Genomic DNA, 24947 nt, shown 5'->3' on the forward strand with positions numbered 1-24947 from the left:
GCTCTCGACGAGAAGTCGAGCCCCTGCTCTCTTTACCGATGTATCAGCTCAAGGCCTCTAACCCTCAAGGTCTCCACCAAGTTTGGGTCTTTTTCGCTGTAGAGCTTGAGCACGAGCTCGTCGCCCGGCTCCAAGCGTGTCGTTTCGTCGGGCAGCGGCAGCCACTTGCCGCTCCTCGTCTTGAGCGCTAGCACGTGCGCCCCCACGTCGTCTAAGCGCGCGTCGCCTATGGTGGAGCCCGACGCCTCTTCTCTCGCGATCGCGCGGATCACCACCTCGTTGCTCTCCCTCTCGGCGCGCTCCAAGACTTCGCTCACTTCGTAGTCGCTCGCGGCCACCGACGCTATGTTCCACGCCGCGTCCGCCACCCTTTCGAGCGTGCTGAGGAGCACGGTAAGTAGCACCCTCTCTTTCGCGCTGATCTTCTCGCTCATCGAGTGAAGAAGCTTAAGTATCCCGACGTAGTGCGAGTCTGTCTGCTCTTCGAGCTCTACGACCTCGAGGGCTAGCGCTTTATCTCCGCTGATGACAGAATAGAATGCCAGATCCAGCGCCACCTCGGAGGTATTCTTTAGATCCACGACATATCTCACCAGCTCTCTGAGGGGCTCCTCGACCTCCAAGCCGCGAGCCTCCTCGAGGCCCGAGTAGTCGCCGAGTAGCTCGGCCACAGACTTTAGAGCCTCCTCGGTGCCTCGTAGCAGCAACACGTCGCCCACCTCCAAGGCGAAGTCTGGCGGAGGCTCTATGGTCATGGTCTCGCCCCGCTCAACGATCAAAACATCGGAGTGTCTCGGGAAAGACGTTATATCGACTATTCTAGCCGAGGGCTTGGGCAGGCTGTTCACCTTGAGCCTGCATATGCGCTCCTCGCTCTTGGACAGGACCTGAAGTAGAATCTTAAGCCCCACCTTCTCAGGCATCAACATGACTACGGAGGCGAGGTCTCCCGCGGCATCGCTCACCGCGTCTAGCGCGTTGATCACCTTCAGGAGACCAACGATCCTCTCGCTGTTCTTGGGGCTTCTGGAGGAGAGGGAGGCCTGCATCGCAGCGAGAGCCCACCTGGCGTCTACCTCGTGCTCGAGTTTGAGAACAAGGCGAGCGATCGCCAAGTCCGCGTATATCGTGCTGTAGTATGCCAGGTCCAGAGCGAGACTCGAGAGAGTTTTCATCTCTCTGAGGACTAGAGCGAGGGGGAGGGGCTTGTACTCGATCTTCTCAGGCACGTAGATCGGCAATCTCGACGAAGCACCTCACGGGCTCCAGCTTTTAATGAGCGCAAAGAAGGCATTTAACGCTTAGCAAGCGGGGGAGAATCTCCACGTGGCTCGAGCAGGCTGCTAGGCTTCTGCTGCGAGGAGGCCCCCGAACGGTCGGGGAGCTCGCCGCGGCATTGGGAGAGCCGCGTGTGCTCGTAGAGGCGAACCTCAGGAAGCTCGGCGGCCTAGAGATACGAGGAGAGGAGATATTCGTGCTGTCTCGGATAGCGCTAGCGGTCTCGGCTATAGAGCGCGGAGTCTCCCCCCACGTAGTATCTCAGTTCCTGAGCTGGAGAGAATTCGAGGAGGAGGTCGCGGCCATACTTGAGGAGAGCGGAGCGAGCTGCTTGAGAGGGCTCAGGTGCTCTAAGCCCCAAAAGTTGGAAGTTGACGTGGTGGGGCTATTAGGTCGAGAGGTCCTAATCGTCGACTGCAAGCATTGGAATCCGAGAAGCTCTACCCCCTCGAGGCTGGCAGCGATAGCAGAGCAGCACGCGCGGAGGGCGAGAAAGCTTACACTCTGTCGCGAGTTAATCGAGGAGATCGAGCGCGAAGCGGGCGGAGGCATCGCGCACCTCTACCCCATCGTGGTCACGTTGTTGTCTAAGATGAGGGGGCCTCTTGGGGGGGCAACGATAGTGCCAATATCCCTCTTAGCGAGCTTCTTGAGATGTTTCGACGAGCTTAAGCTCGAGCTCCCCCGCATCGCTATTGAGCCAGCGGGCTGTGAGAGATGCTGAGAGCGGAGCTCGTGAAATTCACCCCTGAATGCGATAAGCTCGTTGCCGTAGCTAGCAAGCAGACGCTAACGAGGAAGCCGTTCGACGTCAGCTGGGCCTCGATGCTCGAGGAGGAGAAGGAGGAGTGGATTCGAGAGACCATGAGGAGGGGGCATACTAGCCCCTGGGAACATTGCGTCTATACGTTCTACATTGAGGGGCTATCTCGCGTCGCGTGCTACGACGAGGAGACGGAAGTCCTCACGAGAGAGGGGTGGATGAGATTCGAGCACGTCGATCTGAGCACGGAGGTAGCCTGCATGGAGTCGGGCGCGCTCGAGTGGTGCAGACCTAAAGCCAAGATAATAGAGCTCTATAGGGGCCCTATGGTCAGGCTCCGATTGGAGAAGGGGGAGCTCCTAGTCACGCCCGAGCACAGGCTTTGGGTCCGCGACGAAGACACGAAGACTTGGGTTCTCGTCGAGGCGTCCAACCTCGAGCCGGGCTCCTATGGGATCAAGACTTCACTCGGCTCGGGAAGACCGGGGGACTCCCTAGAGCCCGACGTCGTAGTCCGCGTGGAGAACGTGGAGCTGGTGTACTACGCGGGGCGCGTGTACAGTCTCGTTGTACCGGGGCACTTGCTATACGTGAGGAGGGGCGATTTGGTCTTGTGGTCGGGGAATTCGCATCAGCTCGTGAGGCACAGGCTCGCCAGTTACACGCAGCACAGCCAGAGATACAGAGCCCTCGACGAAGAGCTGCTCAAGCCGGTGGTGCCGCCGAGCGTAATCAAGCGAAGTGAAGCCGCCGAGGAGTTTGAGGCCGCGTACGCGAGAGCGTTAGAGGCTTACAGGAGGCTCCTGAAGATCGGCGTGCCTCCCGAGGACGCGAGGTACGTGGTGCCTCAGGCCGTGGCTACGAAGATCATCGTGACTATGAACGCTAGAGAGCTCGCTCACTTCTTGAGCCTGAGGACTTGCGCTAAGACGCAGTGGGAGCTCAGGGCACTCGCGTGGCTTATGTGGAGGAGGCTTTACGACGCTCACCCCTTGCTCTGGAAGTGGATCGGGCCCAGGTGCCTGCAGCTCGAGAACTTAGCGCGCAACGAACCCATAACGGTGGCCGACCTCGTAGGAGAGGATCTTCTCTCGATGCTGGGCGTTGACATGAGAGCCTCTGGGAGCCGCCCACACATCGTCGCAGAGAGATGCCCTGAGCTCGTCCCCAGGGACTTCGTGCGCGAGTGCGCTAGGAGAGGACTAGAGGAAGCCCTGAGCTATCTGAGAGCCTCGGCCTCACTCTAACGCCTCCCCCTCGCGATCAGCCTCAGCCCATCGTGTGCCACCACGTAGGGGTGGCGCGCCTCGAAGGGGTCCCTGAAGGTCAGCTCGGTGAGGTGGGTGAGCACGCGGATCTCCGATCGCTCGAGCACCTCGAGGGCTTGGCGAGGGCTCGAGTGGAAGCCCGATTCCTCAGCTACGCTCTCCATGCTGACGGGCAGAGTGGCCTCGTGGAGTCCTATGGAGCATTCAGCGAGCTCCTTGAGTTTCTCTAGATAAACCGTGTCCGAGGAGTAGAAGAGGAGGCACTCGCTCCTCGCGGCATCGAGCACGCGCACTCCCAGCGTTGGTACGCTGTGCCTTACGGGGAAAGTCTCTACCACGATCTTCCCTAATTCGACTCGCTCCTCGCGACCCTCGCTTAGCCCCTCGATCTCCGTGGTGAAGCCGGAGGGCGAGAGCTCGCTCAAGACTATCGAGAGCGTCGAGGCCGAGCTCCACCCCGTATACACCGGAGGAGATCTCTTGACGCCCACGGTCTTCAATTCATAGAGCAAACCGATTAGGCCTAGGAAGTGGTCTGCGTGAGCGTGCGTCACGATGACCGCTCCGATGCCAGCGGGATCTACGTCGGCCTCGCGCAACCTCTGAGGTAGAGGTTGACCGGCATCTATCAAGAGAGCTCGGCCGTCTTCCTCTCTGAAGAGTACGATCGACTGAGCTCGGCGCCCGGCTAATCCTCCGGCCCCCGAGCCCAATACTATGACCTCGTATCGAGGAGCGGAGCCGGCGCTCAAAGCCCTCGGCCCTCCGACGCGAGCGCTAAATCTCTCGCACGAGCTCGAAGCTAACGCCCTCTTTCGTTATCGAGTACTCGATTCTGACTCTAGGCCTCGCGGTGAACTTCGCTCTCGCTAACACTATGAGGGCTCGACCTGTTTCGCTCGCTGCGACCAATCTGTAGACCAGATCTGCCGCGTACTCGAGTCTCCTCCCCGCGGACCTGAAGCGCACAGCTTCGTCGACGAAGAAGGTCAGCGACCCTCTTTTTCTCGACCTCTTAGTCTTCTCGGCGGCCTCGGCGAGGCTCTCGAGTGCTCCGGGCTCCTCGAGAGCGGCCAGGTCCACGGCATAAACGTAGATGAAGGGGAAAAGCTCGGCGTGTTTCGCGATCTCCTCGGCGATCTCCCTCGCGTCGTTCGCCTTCGCGTACGACAGGAGAGGAATTCCGCGGCTTTCGGCTTTACTCGAGAACTCGTCCGGGCTCACGGCCGACTCCATCATATGCTTGTAGCGGGAGAAGACGGGGAAAGGAACGGAAGATCTACGGAGATCCTCCAGCAGGTCCTGTCGGAGGGAGAGCACGAGCGTCCTCTCTCCCGAGGTCATCCTCCTGACCACGAACTCGAGGAACACGACCTCGGGGGAGGTCTCGGGGGAACACTCAACGAGAATTAGAGATGAGGGAGGGTAGATTAGCCCCAACTCGGCTAAGACCATTATCTCGGGGCTCACGGGCTCGGCCAAGCTCACGCAGCCTCGGCGCTCCTGGGCGCGTAGTGATCGCAGGCCTCGGCCCCGCCGTTGACGGAGATCTTCATGAAGGAGCAGTAGCGGAACTTCTCCTTGTAGTGGAGGCAACTAGAGCACTTGCGGAGGACCTCGGACTTTCCGCGGCGACGCAGCTTCAACAACGGGGCCTCTCCTCTTGCGCGTTACAAGCGAAATCACTCTATATAGGAGAGGCGCAAACGTTTTTCAGCTTAGCGGCGAACCAGCAGTGGGTGGGGGAGGGAAGAGCCCCCGCGACCGGGGTTCGAATCCCCGCCCGGCTACCACCAAATCGTGCCGCCGTAGCTCAGCCCCAGGAAGAGCGCCGGACTCATACGGTCGCCCCGGAAAGATCGGGTCGAGCGCCTGGGGAATCCGGAGGTCCCGGGTTCGAATCCCGGCGGCGGCACCATCTCTAGTAGACTAGTAGAGAGGCCGAGGCACCCTTGGAAGAGTCATTGCTCCTGGGTTTGTGGAATCTCGAAGTTTACGAAAGACTCGTCCTGCGTGGCGCCAGCGATGAGGTCTCCAGGAGCCCTCGCCCCGGCTTCGGCGTGATGTACTTCTCCGCCAATGGAAAGGTCGTTTGGCTCAGAGGAAGCGAGCCGACGTCGCTTTGGTACAGGACGTCGAGACCCCAGAGGCTCTCTCCGTGGAGGCTCGGTCTTCACGAGCACGAATGCGGCGAGGACGGCGCGATGCCCTTGTCCACGATACCTTGGGAGGCCTCGATCGTTAGGGGGATCGATATCGAGGAGAAGGTAGTCACGATCCTCGAGGTAGAGGGTTACGGGAGCCTAGACGAGCTCTCACACAAGCGATACGAGAAGCTGAGGCCGGTTAATGCCGAGAGGGTTACGGAGGGCGCGAGGATCAATTTAGGAGTGGGCTGGGCCTCGATTCAATTAAGCGGAGGATCCCTCGAGCTCGAGGCGGGGGGAGAGCCTGAGGCGCTGGCCGGGCCTAGGCTGTCCGCGTTGGTCTGGCCTAACGTGGCGATGATCATTGACCGCGCGGGGGGCCTCCTCTTATTACTACCGTTGAAGGGAAGGCTGAGCTTCACGATGGGAGCGAAAGTGGATCAGCCTCTCGTGTTTTGGTTGCAGCCCTTCGCTCTTGTGTGGGACTCGCTGAGTGTCGGCGAGAAGCTCGTTAGCGGGCTGGTGGGACTCCGAGGGCCGGAGGGAGCGATAGCAGTTGTCTCGAGCTCGGAGCTCGAGGCCCGCTTCATTGGGCGAGAACTCGAGGCCTCCTCGGAGCGACCGGTCGCGGTCTACAGCGGGCGCGGACTGAGTCGTGATCTCGTGAGACGTTGGTACGAGCTGTCGGCTAAGTTCGGCAGAGCGAGAGAGCTGACGCCGTTGGTGAAATTGAGCCCGCCGGCGCTTATCCCTCACTCCAGTCGCCTGAGGTGCGTCGGCGAGAGGGGGCCGCACGAGCTCGAGCTCGAGCTGGTCAATCCTATGCCGAGGAGCGTCTCGACCAGAATCTACGTGAGACCTCCGCACTATGTGGCAAAAGCGTCCGCCGCGATCGACGGCGAGGAGGAGCTCGCGCCAGCCAGACCGAACTCGCTCGAGCTGGCACTGCCACCTTACGAGGCGATCTCCCTGAAATTAGAGCTGAGGTCGACGGCAGGGCTTTACTCGAAGCCCTCCAATTGGTAGTACGATACGTCGCCGTGCTTATCTACTATGGCGAGAATCAGGGCTCTGCCTTGCTTCCTCGAGGTCTGTAGCCACTCGATGAGACTGTTCACGACGAGCGGCACGGTCTCCTCCAGCACGACTATATTGGCGAGCGGCTTGCCGCCTGAATACATCGTGAAGCCGTGGGGGAGAGGCCCTCGCTTGACGAGCCTACCTCTTTCTATCAGGTCATAGTAGACCGAGAACATCACCCAGGCTCTGGGCTCTTCGCTCGAGTAGATCCGTATCACGTCGATCCAATCGATCTTATTGCCGTCACTTCCTCGTGCCTCGGTCTTGCCCTTCTTTGTCGCGTAAGCTAGCTCGAACACGTCGATTTCTCCCGGGGGCTCTAGGCACTCGCCCGTGGGACCTCCCCGGTACACCGCGATCGAGCACGGGGCGGCTCTGGACCCGCTCACGGCGACCTCCCCTGCCGACGGACCTAGCCCGGGAACGTGAGCTCGTGGCGAGGGAAATTTAAATGGCAGCTTTTCGTGGGAGGGAGAGAGTGCTCCGTCGTGAGCGCATCTAAGGAGAGAATCCTCGAATTAGTGCTCTCTGCGGGGCTCTTGGAGAAGCTCATAGAGTTCTTGAGAGAGCGGGGATACCCGATAGAGGATCCCAGGCGGCTCATCGAAGTAGATCTCCAACTCTTAGAGCGATTCGCAATGGAGATGAGGCTGTTGGATGAGAGAGAAGAACTCCCCGAGCTCGAGGGTCGAGAAGAGCTCGAAGTCGACGCTCTGGAGCCACGCGAGGTCAGACCAAGGACCCCGACCAAGCGAGGTTCGAATAAGCCGACGAAGAGCAGATGGTATTAGGCCGCGCGTCTGAGGGCTATCGCTGCAGGATCATCGCCTCGGGACGGCCAGAAGCACCTTCTCGACGAGCTCTTCCACGGCCGCCGCGACAGCCTCGCTTCTGCTCCTGAAGATCCCAACCGTGACGAGCTCGTCAAGGAGCTCTAAGAGCTCCTCCGAGAGCCTCACGGTGATGGTCCTCTTCAAGCGAACTCGCCGAAGTAACTCTAGAGAGCGCTGTCGTTTTAAAGGAGCAGAGTTCGCCTCACGTCGCTGAGAGGACGAATTCTGTGATCTTTTCGGCGAGGGACTCAAAGGTTTCGTCCATCAGCTTCAGGACCAAGACGTTGTTCTTACTCGAATGGGCTAGCTCCTCTTCCATCAGCGTTCTCCCGACTTCTAGCTGAGGCGTGATTATCAACACGTAGTGCCCCTCGGTCCCGCTCACGTAGGCAGTCTTCATTACGTAGGGCGTCACATCGTTGCCTCGACCCAAATCCAAAGCGACGTTGATCTTGGAGACCTGATTGACTATGACCATAGAGAAAGGCGTCAGCTTGAAGATGCGGTGCACCTCATCGCTCAGCGCTATGGCTTTGCCCGCGTGAAGCCTGAGGCCTAGGCCGCGCTCCTCGACGTATCTCTTGAGAGCCTCAGCGAATACCTCCTCCACGAGCGTGGGCTCGCTCAGCTGTCGCGACGAGAGCCTGTAGGATTTCAGCACTCTGACCTCTCCATCGAGTGGGTCAAATTCGTAGTTGACCCGGTGAGCCAGAGCCTCGGCGTTCATGCAAATCAACTTTAGGATAGGAGTCTTGAACGTGACGTTACAGCTCTCACAGAGGAAGAGCTTGCCGAGGACTCTCAACTGCGTCTCGGGATTTGTGACGAGTATGTTGCAACGAGGGCACACCCTCTTGCCCTCTGGGGCGACCGGGAATCTATCGACGACATCTACATAGCCGCAGGCGACGTGTTGGACGAGCCTGGTCGGCTTGATCTCATCCGACGAGCAGCTAGGGCAATAGAGCCTCGGGCCTACGTAGGAGGAACCGCACTTGGGGCAGACGAGGAGCCTGAACGTTGGCGTCTCGGCGACGAGTCCCGCGCTCACGAGGCTCGGCATTATCCTCTCGAAGCGCCTCTTCGTCCCTCCTTGCTCGAGCTCATTGAGTGAGTCGAGCACGTGAGCTGGGCAGTGGAGCGCCTCCCCTCGCAGTACCACCGACCCCGTCTTGGGCTCCACGGCCTCCCACAGAGCCTTCTCGCCTTCGCCGTGGATCAGGGCGTGTTTATAGAGGTATAGCACTAGGTCGCCCGCGACCCTCCAGCCTAGAGTGCGTACGAGCTCCGCGCTCCAGCTCTCGGCCACCGCCAGCTCGACTTTACTCTTTGCCCCCAGCTCGGCGTCGTACATAGGAGCGGTCCTCGCAATGTCGGGGCTTTCTTGCGATTTGCTGGCCATCCTCTCACCGCTGCCTCGGTGTTAGGTTAAGAAAAACATTTCCGTTCCGCTCTTCTCTTCGTGCTTAAGAAGTCTTTTAAACGGCTAGGCTCTCTCCGAAGAGCTCCCAGAAGATAATTGACCGAGGATCACGTCGGCCAAGTGTTTCGGCTTCGTGTACCATTTATCGTATCTGTACATCCTACCTTTATAATTGATCTCCACGAAGTCTCCTCGGTCGGTCAGTTCCATCAGGACCGAGTCCTCTTTAATTATCCTAAGCGTCGACCCCCTCGGCATAAGCTTCATGCCTCTGGCGGCGAGCTCTCCGGATATCTTCTCCCTCAGCTCCTCTAGATAGCTCATGCTCGCGTTTCACCTCACGGCGTCATCGAGCTTTCCCGCGTGGGCATTAAAACGTTGAGCTCGTTCTACGACGTCGCGCGGGTCCGGGCCTCTTTTTCTCCTCTTCCTCTCCTCGCAAGAGGAAGCTTGGCGGGAGCTCCAGATTGAGTATCGGGATCATGATGTAGCCGGGCACGCTCCTATTCGTGAGCTCGACTCTCTCGCCGGATTCGTCTAGCTTAAAAGCCACGTAGTTGCTCTCCGCGCACTTGGCGTCGTCCGGCTCGCACTCGTAGTAGTAGAGCATGGGGACTCCGTATAGCGTATAATAGTCTCTGAGGACCGCTAGCATCCCAACGACGTGGCGACCATCTCTCCTCTTATACCTCAACAGGTAAACCGGTTGACCCACGCCTATCGACGCGGCGGCGGCTCGAGCTATATCGGACAGCGAGGAAACTCGGGTAAACTCCAACGACTCCTCGGTCTTCATGCGAAGTCCCGGCCCAGAGCGGGAGACTCAAGACTCGTTAAAAACCTCTCGGGCCTCGAGCTCAAGCTTAAGCTCGGAGGGGGCTTCTAGAAGAGCGCGGTGCTCTACCGTGAGCGACGAAGTCAAGGACCTCTACGAGCTCGAGGGCCTCGTGCTGATCGGTGAGGCCGAGCCCGTGGCCGTGGAGAGTTGCGGCCGCGGCCGCGGCCGCGCGCGCGTCGTTGTAGCTATGAGAGATGGGAGGAGAATCGCCGGCCCCTGCACCGACTCGCGAGCGGCCGAGAAGGCGGCGGCGTCATTGAGGAGGTTCGCTGCTCTCGTGAAGGGGGTCGGGGGAGGCGAGCCGAGATGAGCTCTCTCGACCGCTCGAGGCTCTCCATCTTGGATCTGCTCTACGAGAGGAAGAGAGCTGAGTTCGCGGAGAGGCTGAGCGAGCTTAGAGACGAGTCTGTGATCTACGTGGTGGAGCTGGCGGGCTGTCCCAAGAAGAGAGAATTCCGCGTTAGGTTCCCCGAGCTGACGTTCAGATTCGACCCTCAGCTCATCTTGGGCGACGTGGCTCACGCGGGCCTAGAGCATCTGCTATCGTCCGTCGGCTTTGAGGTCGAGAAGGAGGTCAGCGAGAGAGTCGAGGTGGACGGCAGAGTCTACGTAGTCAAGGGCAGGGTAGATGCGATGTTCGAGGACAGGATCGTCGAGATAAAGACGGGTCGCCCGGGTCAGAGGTTGCCTCAAGAGCACCACGTGCTTCAACTGAAGATCTACATGGCGCTCACGGGCTCGAGGAGAGGAACTCTCATCTATGTAACCGGCGACAGGTTGGTGGAATTTGAGGTAGAGGCGGAGAGTCGCCCGACTCTCGGCGAGCTCGTCCTAGAGCACCTCAGAGCCGATAAGGTGCCCAAGTGGGATTGGGAGTGCAGGTACTGCGCCTTCTCCAGGCTCTGCCCGCGCAGACTCCCAGAGTAGGGGCGAGGCTCGGCATTGGTGTCAGTCTTCACCGCTCAGCAATACCGACCTTCGTCACGGCCCCGCTCTTCTCTCGCTCAGGACCAGCTTAATCTTTTCCCGAGAGCTCTCGCGTCAGTCTCTTGCACACGACGTCTCGCCCGAGGGCCTCGACCAGCGGCGCCGCTCTCGGGCCCTTGACGTCGCCCACGAATACCATGTAGAACTCCTCGTAGAATCTCGCGCGCTCCTCGTCAGATAAGTGGGCCGTGACCTCTATCATCACTCTCTTGATCGCCTCGCTCCTCCACTCGCTTAGCGCCTCGAGCCTCCTGCCGAGCTCCACGAGGAGGCCTCGATACCTGAGCTTCTCCGTCAGACTCGGCGGGAGCTCCTCCAGCAGCTTGTACCTCACGTGGCTTGGCGCGTAGAGCTTGACCCAGGCCTCCGCTCTCCTCGCCAGCCCGAGGACCCTCCTGAGCCCCTCATCGCTCAGGTCGCCCGCTAGGAGGCCTGACGCTCTCAATCTCTCCACGACCTGCTCCGGCGTCCAATAGCTCGGGAGAGATTGCACCAAGAGAGCCATGGTGAGGTAGGAGACCTGCGGGAGCATCTCGCTCGGCGGTTTCGGCAACATGCTGAGCTCGTAGGAGGAGACCTTGAGCTCGTCGTCGGGACTCAACGCGCTCACTTTCCCCTCCCCCAACGCGTAATAGAGCCTCTCCGCCGAGTAGAAGTCCTCGTAATACGCGGGCATCCTCTCTAGATCTATCACGATCCTCCTTCTCGGGTGCGTGCCATAGTACAAGTATCTCAGGACCTCCGGGTGAGCCACCTCGTCCCACTGCTTGGGCGTCAGCCCAACGAACTCGCTGCTCGACATGTCCTCTTCGGCTCCGCCGCGCTTGTACGAGACCCACTCGTACGGGATCCCGGCCGGGGGCTCGTAGTCGAAGACGAGGCGCGATATCTCGGAGCAGCTATCTCTGCTGCCCCCGGGAGTCGCGTGATCTCGCCCGTAAGGCTCGAAGTCTATGCGCAGAGCCTTCCACACAGCGGCCCACTCGATTCTCCAGCCGAGCTTCCCGTTCTCCACGCCGGTCCTCCCAACGTACCCGCAGGCTCCGCAGGAGTATTCGACGAGCTCGCCGGAAACCGAGAGGACTCTCGTCGAGTCTATTCTACCGCAGGCTCCGCATATCGGCTCGAAGGGGCTCCAGTCCTCGGGCAGAGGAGCTCTGCCTCTGTACTTATTGAGGACGGCTCTGAGCTTTGATCTCTTCTCGAGGCTCTCGAGGACCAGCGCCTTGAGAGGGCCCGCATAGAGCTCCGTGGTCGTCACGACCTCTATTTCTCCGTCCGAGAATCTCGAGAGATAAGCCCCGAAGTCCTCCCAGAAGTGCTGGACCCAACCCTCGTGGCAGCCGCAAGGGTCGGGGACCCTGGAGAGGGGCCAACCGACGTACTTGGAGCCCTCGCCGCGCGGGAATTGGGCTAACTGAGGCGGCTTCCCCTTCCATGGGTCCTGAGTGTAGAGGACTATCTTCTGCTCCACGGAGTACCCTCGGCGTCTCAGCTCTCTTCTCACGGCCTCCCCCACGAGGACCTCGCCGCGCAGTCTTCCTATATGTTGGAGACCCGAGACGGAGAGGCCGCCGTTCACTACTACGTGCGAGAGGCCGAGCTTCCCGATTCTCTCCTCGACCGCCGCGACCAGCTCCTCGGTCCAGTGGTGGGAGCGCCTCACGCTCTCCTCTCCTCACCGCGCAGAGGAGCCAGTCGGCCGATTAAAAGCGCGCGCTCGCGCCGCCGCGGCGGCGAGACCTAACGAGATCATCGAGATCGACGAAATCCGCAAGAGGTTCGCGTAGGGGATGCGCTTTAACATGACCTCGACCAACGTGATCCCGCTCGGGCCGCCAATGCTACCGCCTAAGTGGCCAGCCGTTAAGAGAGAAACTTAGGCCCAGCCTCTCTTCATCGCTCAAACCCCTGATCGCGGATCGCGGCGCTGGCGTAGTAAACTAACAGCTCGTGATAGCCAGGGCTCCAGCTCCTCGTCCCCACCATTGGTGGCGTGATAACGAGGTAGCAGTCCCCAGACCTCTTCTCATTCCGAGACTTCTGGGGACCAGCCCGTGCACTCCGCTGGAGCTTGCTGAGCAGCACGGCCAGGACTTCGAGCGCCACGCCAGCGTGGAGAAGGAAGTGCTGAGCTGGAGAGCTCGCCTTGAGTTCAGAGCCCGCTGAGGCGGGGGCAGAGGCGAGAGCGGTCAATGGAAATAGGGTGTTGAGAGCGTCGCGTTTGTCAAGATGGAATTAACCGGGCTCAGACGAGAGTATTAGGGACACTAAGAGCGATGAGGTCTACCGAGAGAGCTAGCAAGCCGGAGAGGCGTCTCTCGAGCAAGACAAGAACCGAGAGAGCCGATAGGCTACCGTAGAGGACCGCGAACATCCGGGGGGCTTGAGTAGGTCGTCAGCGCCCCCGCTCAACGCACTCCCAGTCGCCGAGTCCCGGCGAAGTCCTCGCGGACGCGCTGTAGGGCTCCTCTCGTCAGTTTCGACCCTAGCTAGCTGCGGCTAGCTTGGCTGTACTGCTCAGTTAAGCCTCTCTCGAGCTCGGAGCAGACGCGCTCGGCCAGCGCAACGGGATCCTCGATCAGTTCTATCCTCGCCAGCCTCCTGCCGTCTGGGAAGGGAGCGAGCCTCTCAAGCTTGTCGGTCGGCAAGCCAGTCCCCTGGAGGACGAAGGAGGGCTTCCCCTCGGTGTAGGCCAGGAGGACCTCAATCATGGTCCCCGAGGCCCCTCCGAGGGCAACCATTACGTCGCAGCTCCTAGCCAGCGCGACGCTCCTCCCTCGGAAGCTCAGGCCCGTTCTTATCACCAGAGCATCTGGAGGGTACTCGCGGCCGCGCTCCATCTCGATAGGAGGCAGCAGCACGACGCGTAGACCCAAGGAGAGGGCTTTGTCGACCACGACCCTCATGAGGCCCCAGTAGCCCCCCAATACGAGCGCCGCTCTCTCTCCGCAACTCGACGCTAGCGTCTCCACGAAGAGCTCGGCCGCTCTGGCGAGCGATGGGTCCGCGTCCTCGCTGTGAGCGGCCACGGCGACGAGTTTCACTCTCCCCACGGCGGCTCGCCTTTCTCTCGGCGCTCTCGCTCTTCTCGACCTTTTATCTTCCTATCTTCCTAGCGCTCGATGCGAAGAGGGCGAGGGGGACCACATAAAACAGGGCCGAGACTTCGATGGCTCTCGAGTAATCGCGGCTCATCGCAACGAAGAGAGGGGGCCCCGCGAGGCTTCCCACGTCGAACATAGCCGTGTAAACGCCCGAGGCCAGCCCCCTGACGCGAGGCTCTACGCCGAGGAGCGCGAGGCTCTGCAGAGAAGGGACAACGAACCCCATCCCCAGCCCGGCTATGGCCGCGTAAGCCGTCAAGCGTCTAGAGAGGGGGTCCGCCGCCGTCAGGAGGGCTCCGAGCAGCGAGAGCGTCAGCCCCAGGATCCCCGTCGCCCTCTCGTCGACGCGTCGGCGCGATACCCCCATGAGCACGCGCGGGGGCAGCGTGGCCAGCGCGAAGACCACGAAGAAGCCGCCCGTGACGTGGGGGTCGATTCCCCTCAGCTTGTGGAGAGCCGGGAGGAAGAGCGTCATCGAATTGAACGACATGCTGTGCAGCAGCACGACCGTTGTCGGCACGAGGAAGCGGGGCGTTAAAAGCCTGGAGAGGGCGGAGTGTTGCGCTCGACGCTCGAGATCCGCACCGGCTCTACCCGATAGAGTCTCTAGCCGACTGAGCATCGTAGCGCACAAGGAGAGAGAGGCGAGCACGATGGCGAGAGAGACGGCGAAGGCCGCCCTGTAACCTCGCGATGCCACTACGTATCCCCCTATGGCCGGGCCCAGAGCCATGGAGAAGCCCACGGCCGCGGACCTCCAAGCTATGGCCCTGGCGGCTGACTCGCCGCTCATGGCCGCGACATACATGGTGGTCGGCATGAAGAGAGCGAGGCCTAGGCCCTGAAGCGCCCTACTCGCGTAGATCTCCCCGAGACCGTTCGCAGAGACCAGCAGGGCCTGAGAGACGCAGGCGAGCGCCGCCCCAGCCACTAAGGCGTGGGCGGCTAGACCCCGGTCCAGGAGCGCCCCGGTCAGGAGCCTGAGGCCCAGGGCCGTGGCCGCTATGGCGGGGCCCAGTAGAGCGACCTGCGCCTCGGAGGCTCCCAGAGCGACGGCGAATTGAGCCACGTAGGGGCCGGAGGCCTGGAGGCCTACGAAGAAGAGGATCGTGGCTAGATTGACTCGAGACTCTAGTCGTTGAGGACGTCTTGCTCGATCGCGACCAGGGCTATCCGCCGGAGCGGCGGAGCTCGAGGCTTCCCTTGACATGCTTCCTCAGCCGATCTTCCAAGACCTCGACGCCTATGCCGCTTCTTTCGGGCATCTCCATGGTTCCGTCGCTCCTCAGCTCCCAAGGCGGCTCGACTATGTCCTCGTACCAATACCTCGAGCTCTCGCCGATGTCGCTGGGATACCTAACGTTTGGGAGCGTGGCCGATGCGACGAGAAAGGCCCTGCCGATCCCGGTCTCCAACATCCCCCCTATCCACACCCCAACACCGAACGACTCCGCTAGGTCGTGTATCGCCCTCACCTCGTTCAGCCCCCCGACTCTGGCCGGCTTGATGTTAATGACCCTGCAACTCTTCAACTTGAGAGCGGCCTTAGCGTCGTGGAGGCTCTTGATGCTCTCGTCGAGGCATATGGGGGTCCTCAGCTTGGATTGAAGCTCAGCGTGCTCGGCCAGATCGTCGTAGTGCAGGGGTTGCTCTATCATGAGCAGGTCCCGCGAGTCTAGCTCGAGGAGAGGCCCCGATGTCTCGAGAGAGTAAGCGGCGTTGGCATCCACCTGGAGAGGTATGTGTCCGAGCTCTCTCCTGAGAAGGTCTACGGGCTCCACGTCCCAGCCCGGCTTGATCTTTATCTTCACTCTCCTATAGCCGCGTTCTAAGTATCTTAGGACGGACCTCAGCAGAGCCGCGGCGTCTCCGATGATGCCGACGCTGATCCCGCACTCCACTCTGCTCCTGACCCCCCCGAGCAGCCTATAGAGGGGCCTCCCCTCCAGCCTCGCAGCGAGATCCCAGAGAGCCATCTCTATGCCGGCCTTGGCCATTCTGTGGCCGCGCACTCTCCGCGCGAGCCTCAGGAAGCCTAGGGGCCCGTCGACTTCCTCTGCTCTCAATAGCTCCGGGACCAAGAAGCGCGCCGCGATGCTTAGGGCGGTGTCCACGGTCTCGTAGCTATACCATGGCCCGTCGTCGACTGGAGCCTCTCCCCAGCCGACTTCCCCGCTTCTCTCCTCCACCTCGAAGATCAGACAGTGTCTGTCGACGATCTTGCCGAAGCTTGTCTCGAAGGGTTCTCTGAGCCTCATGACGACGTGGTGGATCCCAACTCGCCTTATCTCCACGGCTCCCCCTCCTCGAGTATCTTCTCGAGATCTCTCCTCCATAGGACGTAGAAGCATCTACCGCTTTCCTCGTGGCACACGAAGTCCACGACCACGTAGTTCGATCCATTGATGTACTCCTCGAAGAGCTCCCTGAGGCCGAGCCTCCACGCCGAGAGGGCGTCGCCCGCCCCTCTCAGAGGCTCGATAGCTCGCGGTATCTCGACGAGAACGGTCTCCGCGCTCGCTCTCTTCTCGAAGGACTCGAGGAGCCTGAGTCCTCCGACTTCGCGAGTCCTCGTCACCACCTCGGCCCCCATCTGCAAGATTCTCTCGAGGTCTGGAGGTCGTTGAGATCTCGAGAGCCTCAGCTCGACCCTCTTGCTCTTGATCCACCACTCCGCCTCGAACCTATCGGTCGGCATGCCGTAGTTTATTGAGTCGATCAGCTCGCCGTAGTAATTGACGTAGAACTTCCTTACCACCGCCCCGAGCTTGGCTATGTTGAATTTGGCGTTGGGGGCCTGGAGAGGGTCGTAAGTCCACGCGATCAGGTCTAAGCCCTGCTCGAGCACGAGCTTCCTCTGCTCGAGCTTCAACGCGTAGCCCACGCCTTTATACCTGCAACGAGGCACGACCCCGGTCATGTGACTGTAGTGGTAGAGCTTGCCGTTGCCGGTCAGGGCAGGAATCCCAAAGCAGAAGCCCAAAAGCTCCCCGGTGTCGCGATCGAAGGCTCCGAGCACGAGGCCTCCGCGTCTGTCCGCGGCGATTAAGAGATGGTGGGCCACGACCGCTCTCGAGTCTTTCATCCCCCAAACCTCCATCATTACATCCACGATTTTCCTGTATTCGCTCGGGTCTCTCAGTCTCCTGACCTCTAGCCTGCTAGAGACCTCCTCCTCGAGCCCCAAGCGAGAAACACCCGCGGCTCAAGTCACACGCGTTATCCAGCTCGAGTACTCCTTGAGCCTCCCGCGCACTAGGTCCTCGTAGAGCCTCTGCAGCCTCCTCGTCAGAGGGCCGGGCTCTCCGTCGCCTATCGAGACACCGTCCACCTCCACTATTGGTGTGACCTCGGCCGCCGTGCCCACGAAGAAGGCCTCCTCGGCCGAGAGGAGCTGCCCGAGCGTGAGGTCCGCCTCGACGACCTCCACCCCTTCTAGCTCTCGCGCGAGCCTCATTATGGTGTCTCTGGTGATGCCAGGCAGTATGCTGGCGCTAGGCGGGGGAGTCACGAGCTTTCCGCCTAACACGGCGAATATGTTCTCGCCCGGGCCCTCGCTAACGAACCCCCTGTAGTCGAGCATGAGGGCCTCGTCAAAGCCCTTTTCCCTCGCTTCTACCGTGGCGAGGTAGCTGTTCAAGTAGTTGCCGAGAGCCTTGGCGCCGATGGGGAGTACGTCGGGTGGAGGCCTCCTCCACTTGACCACGGTGACTCTCGCTCCACGCCTATAGGCTTCTCCTAAGTATTTCTCCCACTCCATTGCTCCTATCGCCACAGAGACGGGCCTCTCTTTCGGGAATATGCCGAGGGCCGTCGTGTTGAAGATCACGACGGGCCTAATGTAGCAGTCGCCGAAGCCCGACTCCCTCACGACGGCGATCACGGCCTCTCTCAGCTGCTCGAGCGTATAGGGCAGCTTGAGCCTGTAGATTTTGGCCGAGAATTCGAGCCTCCTCAGGTGGTCGTCAAGCCTGAATACGCCGACCGACCCGTCGTCTAATCTGTAGGCCCTGATGCCTTCGAAGACTCCCACGCCGTAATGAAGCGAGTGCGTCATGACGTGGATCTTGGCTTCGTTGAATTCGATGAGCTTGCCATCGAACCATATCTTCGAGCCCCATCTCACCACGTCGACCACCAGAGTGGGCACGGAATCAACGGACCGTTGAGCTCGGCGGATAAAAATCTTGGCTAGAGCGATGCTGGGTTACTTAGGAGGAAGAGGTCTGGATTCAAAAGGGTTCTCGGGTTCGGCTCAAGCGTGGAGGAGCTCCTCTCTTTCGACGACGTACTGGAGTCAACATAGAGCCTCGCGACGTTGACCTCTCCTCTAAGCTATCGACGAGGACTAGGCTCTCGGTGCCATTGGCGTCGAGTCCCATGGATACTGTGATGGGGGCACAGGCTCGCCGTAGAGATAGCCGGGTTGGGAGGGATCGGAGTGATACGCAGGAACATGAGCATTGAGAAGCAGGTCGAGCGAGTAGCATACGTCAAGAGGGCTGACCCCTCGCCCCGGGGCGAGGTCTTGAGGCTCGACCGTGCGAGTGTTGTCGAGGAGCCAATCTCGACGATGAGCGGGGCCTCTTTCAAGGCTGCCCTAATCGGAAGGCCGGAACGCGAGAGATTCCTGTTGGTCGACTTGAGAGAGCCCGAGGAGGCTCGCAGGCTTCTCGCCAAGGCGCCCGCCCTCGCGTCTCTCGAGGAGCCCCACGGTTTGAGACCGACGCTAGATGAAGCGGGAAGACTCGCCGTCGGAGCGGCCGTGGGGGGCGTACGATCTGAAGAGGGCCGAGACTCTGGACTCGGCCGGAGCCGACGTCCTCGTGATAGACGCGGCTCACTTCCACGACAAGAAAGCCGTGAGGTCCGCCGCTTACACGGTGAAGCGCGTCTCGGCCGACATCGTGGTGGACAATCTCGGGCAAAGGAGGGCGTTCTCGATGCTCTCAGCTCGGTCGAGAGGATCGATGGGCCGAGAGTCGGGATGTCGAGCGGCAGCGCATGCAAGACCAGCGAGGTGGCGGGGGCCGGGGTCCCTACGCTGACCGCTGTTATCAATGCGAGAAGAGCGCTCGAGGGACAAGGCCTCTTCGGCGGGGTCCCATCATAGCGGATGGAGGCTTCAGGAGCCCCGGAGACGTCGTCAAGGCTCCGATGGCCAGGGCCTCCGTCGCCATGAGCGGCAGACTCTTTGCTCCTTGCAACGAGGCTTCGAGCCAACTCATTGGGGTCGGAGACAAACTGTATATAAACCTCTATAGGGGTATGGGGAGCGCCACCTCCATGAGGAGAAGATTCTCGGCAGACAGATACTCGAGGCCCTCCAAGACGATAGAGGAGGGGGTGGAGGGCTTGGTCGAGTATTGGGGTAGCCTCGCCGAGATCTTGGCGGAGCTCATGGGAGAGATGAAGACCGGTTTAGGGTATGCTGGCGCGAAATCCATCGAGGACTCGTGGAGGTGCGAATCGGCTAAGATTTCTCCGGTTGGCTCGAGAGAGCTGCGCCCCCCACGACATGAAGACCCCGCAGCATGGCTAGGCTTCGCGCGAGATTAAGAGCGCGCCGCTCTCATCAGCGCGTAAGCGTGGACTCGATGATCTTCGACCAGCTCGGGGTGAAAGGCCGTCGCGACGATGTTGTCCTGCTCGACCGCCACGGAGACTCCCGAGAGCTCGGCCAGAGACCTGATCCTGCTCGAGGTGAATCTAATGAATGCCGGAGCTCTGATGAAGACGGCTCTGAAACGCTCTCCCCCATCGAATCTCAGGTCAAGGTCCACTTCGAAGGATTCTCTCTGCCTTCCGAAGTAATTCCTCGCTATCTCTGCGCTCAGCAGACCGAGGCCCCCTTCCATAGACTTGCCCGTCCTCGAGTCGACGATCTTCTCGGCGAGCACGATGGCCCCAGCGCATGTAGCCAGAGCCGGGATCCCGGAGGAGAGCAGATCTCGGATCCCGCCGAGGAGGCCGGCTGCTCTAGCCAGCTTTAGCAGAGTAGTCGACTCCCCGCCGGGCAGCACGAGAGCATCGAGACCCCTCAGCTCCCTCGGGCTTCTGACTAGCACCGTCTCGCAGCTCAGGCCCGCCTCGGCGCACGCTCTCCTCACGTGGTGGATGTGCTCAATGAAGCCGCCCTGGAGAGCTAAGACCCCTACCCTCACTGACCCCTCACCTGGAGGAGCTCCTCGGGTTTGAGCGACCTGATGTCTATGCCCATCATCGACTTCGTCTCCGATATCATCGACTGAGCCTCTAGCACTTTGTCCGGGTCGTCCCAGAAGGCCGTGGCCAGAACTATGGCCTCGGCCCTGACCTCGGGGTCTTGGGACTTGAAGATGCCCGAACCCACGAAGTTCCCGTCGGCTCCGAGCCACATCATGAGAGCGGCATCTGCCGGGGTCGCTATGCCTCCCGCCGCGAAGTTTATCACTGGGAGCCTCCTCAGCCTGGCTGTGAGCTCGGCGAGCTCTGGGGGGACCCCCAGCTCACGGGAGAGCTTCAGCCTCTCCTCCGGGCTCAGAGCTCCGAGCCTCGCTATCTCGGAGTTTATCGTCCTCATGTGCTTGACCGCCTCAGATACGTTTCCGGTGCCGGCTTCCCCCTTGGTCCTGATCCACGAGGCTCCCTCGTAGATCCTCCTGAGAGCTTCGCCCAGGTTTCTCGCCCCGTTTATGAAGGGGACGTCGAATAGCCACTTATTGATGTGCCTCTCCTCATCGGCTGGCGTGAGGACCTCGGACTCGTCTATGGCGTCCACGCCTAGCTGCTCGAGTATCAGAGCCTCCGCGTAATGTCCTATTCTGACCTTAGCCGTGACGGGGATCGTGATGACCTCCATGACCTCTTTGATCACTTTGGGGTCTGCCATCCTCGCGACTCCCCCCGCTCTCCTCACGTCGTATGGTAACTTGTCAAGGACCATAACGGACACGGCTCCCGCCTCCTCTGCTATCTCGGCTTGCCCGGCGTTGGTCACGTCCATGCAGACGCCGCCTCTCTGATAGATTGGGAACCCGTGCTTGACGCGGAGAGTTCCCCGCCTCGGCACATCGATGCGCTCGGGGAGCCTCTCGGGACCGTACCTGAACCAGAGGCCCTCTCCTCTCAGGGACTCGGCGACCTCGGCCAATCGATAGAAGAACTCTATTATAGCTTCGAAGCCCACCTCTACGAGAGACTCGTTGTGGGCGGGCCTGGGAAGCCTGGGCAAGACTCCAACAACCTAGGGCCCTTTTTCGAGATCCGCGGATATAAGATGAGAGCTTCTATTGAGGCGCATATTGATGCAAATTATGCCTAGAGCTCAGAGAGACCTGAGCAGAGCCTCGAGCCCTCGGCGAGTGGCCTCGCAGAGCTTTCTACGTCTCGCTGAGGACTCGTCGTATTTGCACTCGACGAGGCCCATCTTCTGAAGCTCCTCGAAGTGTTGATAGACTGTCCTGAGGCTCACGTCGAGACCGCACGAGCTCCTGAGAGCCCTCCACGCTGCGTAGGGGTGAGCGGGACCTCTGGTCGCGAGGACCTCCAGGATTCTCATCTTCGTGAAGCCCAAGCTCTCGATGAACTCTACCGGAAGCCCGCCGTGCTGTTCTCTCAGTTTGGCCGCTAGCCAAAGAGCGAGAGGGTCAGACCGCGGGCCCCCGGTAGCCACGACGAGGGCGGGCCTCTTCAGATCGGGGACTCTCTGCATCGCGGCGAACACCGTGGCTCCCGAGGCGTCGAGGAGGAGCCCCTCGCTCCTCGCGGCGGTCGACACGGCCTCCAGGACCTCGTCCTCGCTCACCTCGACGACGAGCCCGCCCAGCTCATTGACTATCTTCTCCACGAGGCTCCCGAAGAGCGGCTCCTCCACTCTCACATCTCGCAGGAGAGGAGATTCTCTGCTCCCTCGAGCGCACACGAAGGTCGCGGGCTCTCTGAGCTCGAGCGAAGCCGCGTATAGGGCAGCTAGGAGGGCGCCGTCGCCTAGTGGGACTACTATCGTTTTGAATGAAGAGCCGAAGCTTCTTCTAGCCTCGTAGAGTATCGTCTCGTAGCCGGCCAGGAGAAGATGATGGTCGGCAGAGACGAGCGCGCAGCCGGGGCGCTCCGCTCTCCTCGCTCTCTGAAGAGCCTCGGCATAACTCGAGGCAACGAAGACTCTCTCGGCCAGCAGGGCGGCTTGATATATCTTGGAGTACGGCGTGATGGAGGTAGTATAAACCGTGCAGCTTAGCCCCGCTCTCCTAGCGTAGGTCGAGGCGGACACGCCCAAGTCTCCCAAAGACGCCACGACGATCCTCTCGATGCCTCGAGCTCTTAGGACCGTAGCGAGGACGGCGGAGCCTCTATCTATGAACGTCCCAGTGGGATTCGAGCCTTCGAGCTTCGCGAGCACGGTCGGGTCCGAGCGGAGAGGCACGAGAGGCGTGCCCCCTTCTCCCAAGGAGATAGGCTCTCCTCCCCCGCACAAGATCCTCGCCACCTCGCGCGGCGAGAGGTCTGGCGCCCCTCCGAGGCCGGCTAGCCTTGGGACGAGGGGGGAGTCGCACGACTCGCATCGAGCTATTCCGAGAGACCGACCCAGCTCCGTCTCCTTGGCGCTGCCGCAGACCGGACACTGAAGCGCAAAGCCCGAAGTCAATTCCGGCCCTCTGAGCTCGCGCCCTGGAGATCGCGAGACGATGCGAGCGATCTCGTCAGGCTTCGCGGGCCTCGGCGACCTCTCCAGCCAAGAACTTCTCGAGGAGCTCTTTAGCCTCGTGGGGCGACCTCACGGGCCTGGGCGGATGCTTGAAGTAATAAGCCGACGCCTCGTGGATCGCCCCCGCCAAACCTCTGTCGAGCGCTATCTTGGCCAGGCGAATAGCGTCCAGCATAGCCGCAGCGAACATGCTCTTGTCGTCCACTTTCAGCTTAACGTCGAGCTCCACGGGGAAGCCGAGATACGATCGAGCTCTAATGTATATGTAAGCGACCTTCGTGTTGCCCAAGAAGGGCACATAGTCGCTCGGGCCTATTCTTATGTTCTCATCGCTGATCCTACGAGGCCCCACCTCTATGGTATCTTTAACGGCCTTGGTCTTGCTCTCTCTCTTACTAGCGAGCCTCTCCTCCATCATCATATTGAGGAAGTCCGTGTTTCCTCCTATGTTGAGCTGATACGTGCTCTCTATCTCCAGCCCCCTCTCTCTCATCAAGGCCGTGAGGGCAGAGTGAAGTATCGTGGCGCCGAACTGACCCTTTATGTCGTCGCCCAACAGAGGCAGGCCCGCCTCTCTATATCTTCTGGGCCAGTACCCCGTCGGGTCGCTCGCTATGAAGACCGGGATCCCGTTTACGAAGGCGGCTCCCCCGAGGAGACTCGCCTCGGCGTAGAACCTCGTGGCCTCCTCGGAGCCCACCGGTAGCATATTGACGACGATCTCGGTCTCGGTGCTCTCCAGGTGCTCTATCACATCGCGGAGAGTCACGGTCGAGTCGTGAGGACGGAAGTATTCGACCATGTGAGGAGCCACCCCGTCGAGCACGGGGCCGGGCCTCACGATCACACCCGTCTCCTCGAGTTCGACGAGTCTCGGGACCATGTTGTGACCGGCGAAGATCGCCTCGGCCAGGTCCTTGCCGATCTTCCTCACGTCTACGTCGAAGGCGGCGGTGAACTCCACGTCGCTGACCCTGTAGCCGCCGAGTGCGTTATTGATCGCCTGCTCGCTCGGATTCTTCTTGGCCATGTAGACGGCCTGCACTATGGCCGAGGCGCAGTTGCCTATGCCAACGAGCCCTACTCTGATCTTCCCCACCAACAGCACCTCTCAGGCTCACGTCTGAGCTGCGTCCTCTTCAACACTCCCCTATTCTCTTTTGCTTTACTCATTGAGCCATACTTCGTAGAGGTCTGGTCGTACCCGCTAGCTCCGCCTCTATTTCGATGAGTCTGTTGTACTTCGCTGTTCTCTCGCCTCGAGCGGGAGCTCCGAACTTGACGAAATCGCTCTCGAGCGCGATCGCCAGATCAGCCACGAAGGCGTCCTCGGTGTCGCCGCTCCTGTGGCTAACCACTACGAGCATCCCCGATGCCCTCGCCTCTCTGGCGAAGTCGACGGCCTCGCTCACCGTACCTATCTGATTGGGTTTCACTATGGCCCCTCTCGTCGAGCGCTGACGAGCCCCGGAAGCCAGTCTGTCGAGGTTCGTCGTGTAGAGGTCGTCGCCGACCACCGTTACGCCGAGAGGCTCGAGAGAGCGCTGCAGCTCGGCGAACCCGGCGAAGTCTTCCTCCCACAGAGGATCCTCGAGATATCTTAGCGGGAACTCCGAGGCCAACTCTCGATAGTAGTCTACGAGCTCTCCTCTGCTCATTCTTCTCCCAGCCACGGAGTAGACTCCCGAGCTCTCGTCGTATAATCTACTGGCCGCCGCGTCGATCCCGAAGAACACGTCGGAGCCGAGCGATACGCCGACCCTCTCGACTGCTTTCTCGAGGAGTCTCAGCGCCTCTCTGGGGTCGCGCAGAGGAGGCGCGAATCCTCCCTCGTCGGCCACCGAGGTGAACTGCTTGCCGAATCTCTCGGCGACGAGATTCCTCAGAGCTCTGTAAATCTCGGCTCCTAGCCACACAGAATCAGCCAGGGAGTCCGCGCCGGCCGGCACCACGAGGAACTCCTGGAAGTCGAGCTCATTACCTGCGTGAGCTCCTCCGTTTATCAAGTTCATCAGGGGGAGAGGGAACTTCCGCGGACTTATTCCCCCGAGATGAGCGTAGAGGGGGATCCCGAGGGCTTGAGCCGCCGCTCTTGAGGCAGCCACGCTAACGGCAATGGTCGAGTTAGCTCCTAACTTCTCCTTCTGCTTGGTTCCATCGAGAGCTATCATGGCGAGATCCACGCGCCTCTGATCGACTACGTCTATCCCGACCAGCGCCGGAGCTATGATGTTCTCTACGATGAAGATAGCTCTTCTGACACCTTTTCCTCCGAGCCTCTCGCCCCCGTCTCTGAGCTCGAGCGCCTCGCTCTTACCTCTAGAGGCTCCCGCCGGAGCATCGCCGCAGCCCTTGGAGACCTCGGTCTCGACGCATGCTCTGAGCGTCGGGTTGCCTCTCGAGTCCAGCACCTCGAGGGCCTTGACGGCCCTCACGGAGGTTCCTCGCCGCATAGCTCCGAGCCGCCGCGAGACTACACAATCTGAGAAAAAATAAAATAAAATGTAAGCGTCAGCTCTGTAAGCCGAGACGACGCG

General features: G+C 60.7%; 29 protein-coding genes and 1 tRNA gene. 10 read left to right on the forward strand and 20 right to left on the reverse strand.

Translation table 11 applies throughout. From position 1 onward, the window contains the following. Positions 1-32 precede the first annotated feature (32 nt). Entirely contained in the window at positions 33-1241 is a 1209-nt protein-coding gene (locus QXU97_03410) for a PhoU domain-containing protein (protein MEM4035642.1), read from the reverse strand. 155 nt (positions 1242-1396) lie between these two features. Here QXU97_03410 and QXU97_03415 point away from each other — a divergent pair, with 155 nt between their 5' ends. After that, positions 1397-2002: a hypothetical protein gene (locus QXU97_03415; GenBank protein MEM4035643.1), complete on the forward strand. Its 606-nt coding sequence runs from the start codon at positions 1397-1399 to the stop codon at positions 2000-2002. Further along, positions 1996-3288, forward strand: coding sequence for an FAD-dependent thymidylate synthase (gene thyX, locus QXU97_03420; protein MEM4035644.1), 1293 nt, complete (start codon positions 1996-1998; stop codon positions 3286-3288). The genes QXU97_03415 and thyX overlap by 7 nt, the downstream gene beginning before the upstream one ends. Here the strand turns inward: thyX and QXU97_03425 are convergent. The 3 genes from QXU97_03425 to QXU97_03435 are packed head-to-tail and all read right to left on the reverse strand — an operon-like array spanning position 3285 to position 4955. Further along, a complete protein-coding gene (locus tag QXU97_03425; protein ID MEM4035645.1) occupies positions 3285-4061 on the reverse strand; it encodes an MBL fold metallo-hydrolase in 777 nt (258 codons plus the stop codon). The two genes, thyX and QXU97_03425, sit on opposite strands and share 4 nt — an antisense overlap. Positions 4062-4086: 25 nt before the next feature. Next, positions 4087-4797 carry a hypothetical protein gene (locus tag QXU97_03430; GenBank protein ID MEM4035646.1) on the reverse strand — a complete coding sequence of 237 codons (711 nt, stop codon included), beginning with the start codon at positions 4795-4797 and terminating at the stop codon, positions 4087-4089. Continuing rightward, positions 4794-4955 (reverse strand): hypothetical protein, encoded by a 162-nt coding sequence (locus QXU97_03435; GenBank protein ID MEM4035647.1) that lies wholly within the window; start codon positions 4953-4955, stop codon positions 4794-4796. Before QXU97_03435 ends, QXU97_03430 begins: the two co-directional genes overlap by 4 nt. Before the next feature lie 156 nt (positions 4956-5111). Between QXU97_03435 and QXU97_03440 the strand changes: the two genes are divergently transcribed. Together QXU97_03440 and QXU97_03445 are read left to right on the forward strand one after the other, a co-directional pair. Then, positions 5112-5227, forward strand: a tRNA-Met gene (locus QXU97_03440). Positions 5228-5261: 34 nt separating this feature from the next. Continuing rightward, positions 5262-6482, forward strand: coding sequence for a hypothetical protein (locus QXU97_03445; protein MEM4035648.1), 1221 nt, complete (start codon positions 5262-5264; stop codon positions 6480-6482). Here QXU97_03445 and QXU97_03450 read toward each other — a convergent pair. Beyond that, positions 6458-6925, reverse strand: coding sequence for a hypothetical protein (locus QXU97_03450; GenBank protein ID MEM4035649.1), 468 nt, complete (start codon positions 6923-6925; stop codon positions 6458-6460). The two genes, QXU97_03445 and QXU97_03450, sit on opposite strands and share 25 nt — an antisense overlap. A gap of 99 nt (positions 6926-7024) precedes the next feature. On the opposite strand from QXU97_03450, the gene QXU97_03455 reads away from it, so the two are divergent. Next, entirely contained in the window at positions 7025-7327 is a 303-nt protein-coding gene (locus QXU97_03455; protein ID MEM4035650.1) for a hypothetical protein, read from the forward strand. 30 nt (positions 7328-7357) lie between these two features. Here QXU97_03455 and QXU97_03460 read toward each other — a convergent pair whose 3' ends face one another. The 4 genes from QXU97_03460 to QXU97_03475 all read right to left on the reverse strand — a co-directional run bounded on the left by QXU97_03460 (position 7358) and on the right by QXU97_03475 (position 9570). Next, positions 7358-7513 carry a ribbon-helix-helix protein, CopG family gene (locus tag QXU97_03460; GenBank protein MEM4035651.1) on the reverse strand — a complete coding sequence of 52 codons (156 nt, stop codon included), beginning with the start codon at positions 7511-7513 and terminating at the stop codon, positions 7358-7360. Positions 7514-7571: 58 nt separating this feature from the next. Beyond that, the gene (locus QXU97_03465; protein MEM4035652.1) at positions 7572-8723 is read right to left on the reverse strand and encodes a zinc ribbon domain-containing protein; all 1152 of its coding nucleotides are present in this window, start codon (positions 8721-8723) and stop codon (positions 7572-7574) included. A 132-nt stretch (positions 8724-8855) separates the two neighbouring features. Then, positions 8856-9116, reverse strand: a complete 261-nt coding sequence (locus QXU97_03470) for a hypothetical protein (GenBank protein MEM4035653.1) — start codon at positions 9114-9116, stop codon at positions 8856-8858. 46 nt (positions 9117-9162) lie between these two features. After that, entirely contained in the window at positions 9163-9570 is a 408-nt protein-coding gene (locus tag QXU97_03475) for a cren protein (GenBank protein ID MEM4035654.1), read from the reverse strand. Between the two features lie 127 nt (positions 9571-9697). Here QXU97_03475 and QXU97_03480 point away from each other — a divergent pair, with 127 nt between their 5' ends. Beyond that, entirely contained in the window at positions 9698-9940 is a 243-nt protein-coding gene (locus QXU97_03480) for a hypothetical protein (GenBank protein ID MEM4035655.1), read from the forward strand. Continuing rightward, the gene (gene cas4 / locus QXU97_03485; protein MEM4035656.1) at positions 9937-10557 is read left to right on the forward strand and encodes a CRISPR-associated protein Cas4; all 621 of its coding nucleotides are present in this window, start codon (positions 9937-9939) and stop codon (positions 10555-10557) included. Before QXU97_03480 ends, cas4 begins: the two co-directional genes overlap by 4 nt. Before the next feature lie 88 nt (positions 10558-10645). Here cas4 and lysS read toward each other — a convergent pair whose 3' ends face one another. Beyond that, complete coding sequence (gene lysS / locus QXU97_03490) at positions 10646-12283, reverse strand: lysine--tRNA ligase (protein ID MEM4035657.1); 1638 nt, start codon at positions 12281-12283, stop codon at positions 10646-10648. 287 nt (positions 12284-12570) lie between these two features. Between lysS and QXU97_03495 the strand changes: the two genes are divergently transcribed. Beyond that, the gene (locus QXU97_03495) at positions 12571-12786 is read left to right on the forward strand and encodes a hypothetical protein (protein MEM4035658.1); all 216 of its coding nucleotides are present in this window, start codon (positions 12571-12573) and stop codon (positions 12784-12786) included. A gap of 323 nt (positions 12787-13109) precedes the next feature. On the opposite strand, the gene QXU97_03500 is transcribed toward QXU97_03495, so the two are convergent. The 5 genes from QXU97_03500 to QXU97_03520 are packed head-to-tail and all read right to left on the reverse strand — an operon-like array spanning position 13110 to position 17874. Next, positions 13110-13673, reverse strand: coding sequence for a hypothetical protein (locus tag QXU97_03500; GenBank protein ID MEM4035659.1), 564 nt, complete (start codon positions 13671-13673; stop codon positions 13110-13112). A 43-nt stretch (positions 13674-13716) separates the two neighbouring features. Next, positions 13717-14934, reverse strand: a complete 1218-nt coding sequence (locus QXU97_03505; protein ID MEM4035660.1) for an MFS transporter — start codon at positions 14932-14934, stop codon at positions 13717-13719. Then, positions 14894-16018: an o-succinylbenzoate synthase gene (gene menC, locus QXU97_03510; protein MEM4035661.1), complete on the reverse strand. Its 1125-nt coding sequence runs from the start codon at positions 16016-16018 to the stop codon at positions 14894-14896. The genes QXU97_03505 and menC overlap by 41 nt, the downstream gene beginning before the upstream one ends. Next, positions 16009-16911 carry a hypothetical protein gene (locus QXU97_03515; protein ID MEM4035662.1) on the reverse strand — a complete coding sequence of 301 codons (903 nt, stop codon included), beginning with the start codon at positions 16909-16911 and terminating at the stop codon, positions 16009-16011. The genes menC and QXU97_03515 overlap by 10 nt, the downstream gene beginning before the upstream one ends. A gap of 18 nt (positions 16912-16929) precedes the next feature. Continuing rightward, the gene (locus QXU97_03520) at positions 16930-17874 is read right to left on the reverse strand and encodes a branched-chain amino acid transaminase (GenBank protein MEM4035663.1); all 945 of its coding nucleotides are present in this window, start codon (positions 17872-17874) and stop codon (positions 16930-16932) included. A 276-nt stretch (positions 17875-18150) separates the two neighbouring features. Here QXU97_03520 and QXU97_03525 point away from each other — a divergent pair, with 276 nt between their 5' ends. Continuing rightward, entirely contained in the window at positions 18151-18837 is a 687-nt protein-coding gene (locus tag QXU97_03525; protein MEM4035664.1) for an IMP dehydrogenase, read from the forward strand. Positions 18838-18881: 44 nt separating this feature from the next. Next, on the forward strand, positions 18882-19283 hold the full coding sequence (locus QXU97_03530) for an IMP dehydrogenase (GenBank protein MEM4035665.1): 402 nt from the start codon (positions 18882-18884) through the stop codon (positions 19281-19283). On the opposite strand, the gene pdxT is transcribed toward QXU97_03530, so the two are convergent. The 5 genes from pdxT to eno all read right to left on the reverse strand — a co-directional run bounded on the left by pdxT (position 19280) and on the right by eno (position 24845). Further along, entirely contained in the window at positions 19280-19888 is a 609-nt protein-coding gene (gene pdxT, locus QXU97_03535; protein MEM4035666.1) for a pyridoxal 5'-phosphate synthase glutaminase subunit PdxT, read from the reverse strand. The two genes, QXU97_03530 and pdxT, sit on opposite strands and share 4 nt — an antisense overlap. Beyond that, positions 19885-20937, reverse strand: coding sequence for a pyridoxal 5'-phosphate synthase lyase subunit PdxS (gene pdxS / locus QXU97_03540; protein ID MEM4035667.1), 1053 nt, complete (start codon positions 20935-20937; stop codon positions 19885-19887). The genes pdxT and pdxS overlap by 4 nt, the downstream gene beginning before the upstream one ends. Positions 20938-21030: 93 nt before the next feature. Further along, a complete protein-coding gene (locus QXU97_03545) occupies positions 21031-22350 on the reverse strand; it encodes a pyridoxal-phosphate dependent enzyme (protein MEM4035668.1) in 1320 nt (439 codons plus the stop codon). 55 nt (positions 22351-22405) lie between these two features. After that, positions 22406-23518 (reverse strand): inositol-3-phosphate synthase, encoded by a 1113-nt coding sequence (locus tag QXU97_03550; protein ID MEM4035669.1) that lies wholly within the window; start codon positions 23516-23518, stop codon positions 22406-22408. A gap of 61 nt (positions 23519-23579) precedes the next feature. After that, on the reverse strand, positions 23580-24845 hold the full coding sequence (eno, locus tag QXU97_03555) for a phosphopyruvate hydratase (GenBank protein MEM4035670.1): 1266 nt from the start codon (positions 24843-24845) through the stop codon (positions 23580-23582). Positions 24846-24947: the final 102 nt, after the last annotated feature.

Source organism: Fervidicoccaceae archaeon, from assembly GCA_038878695.1.
Classification (GTDB): domain Archaea; phylum Thermoproteota; class Thermoprotei_A; order Sulfolobales; family Fervidicoccaceae; genus JAVZVD01.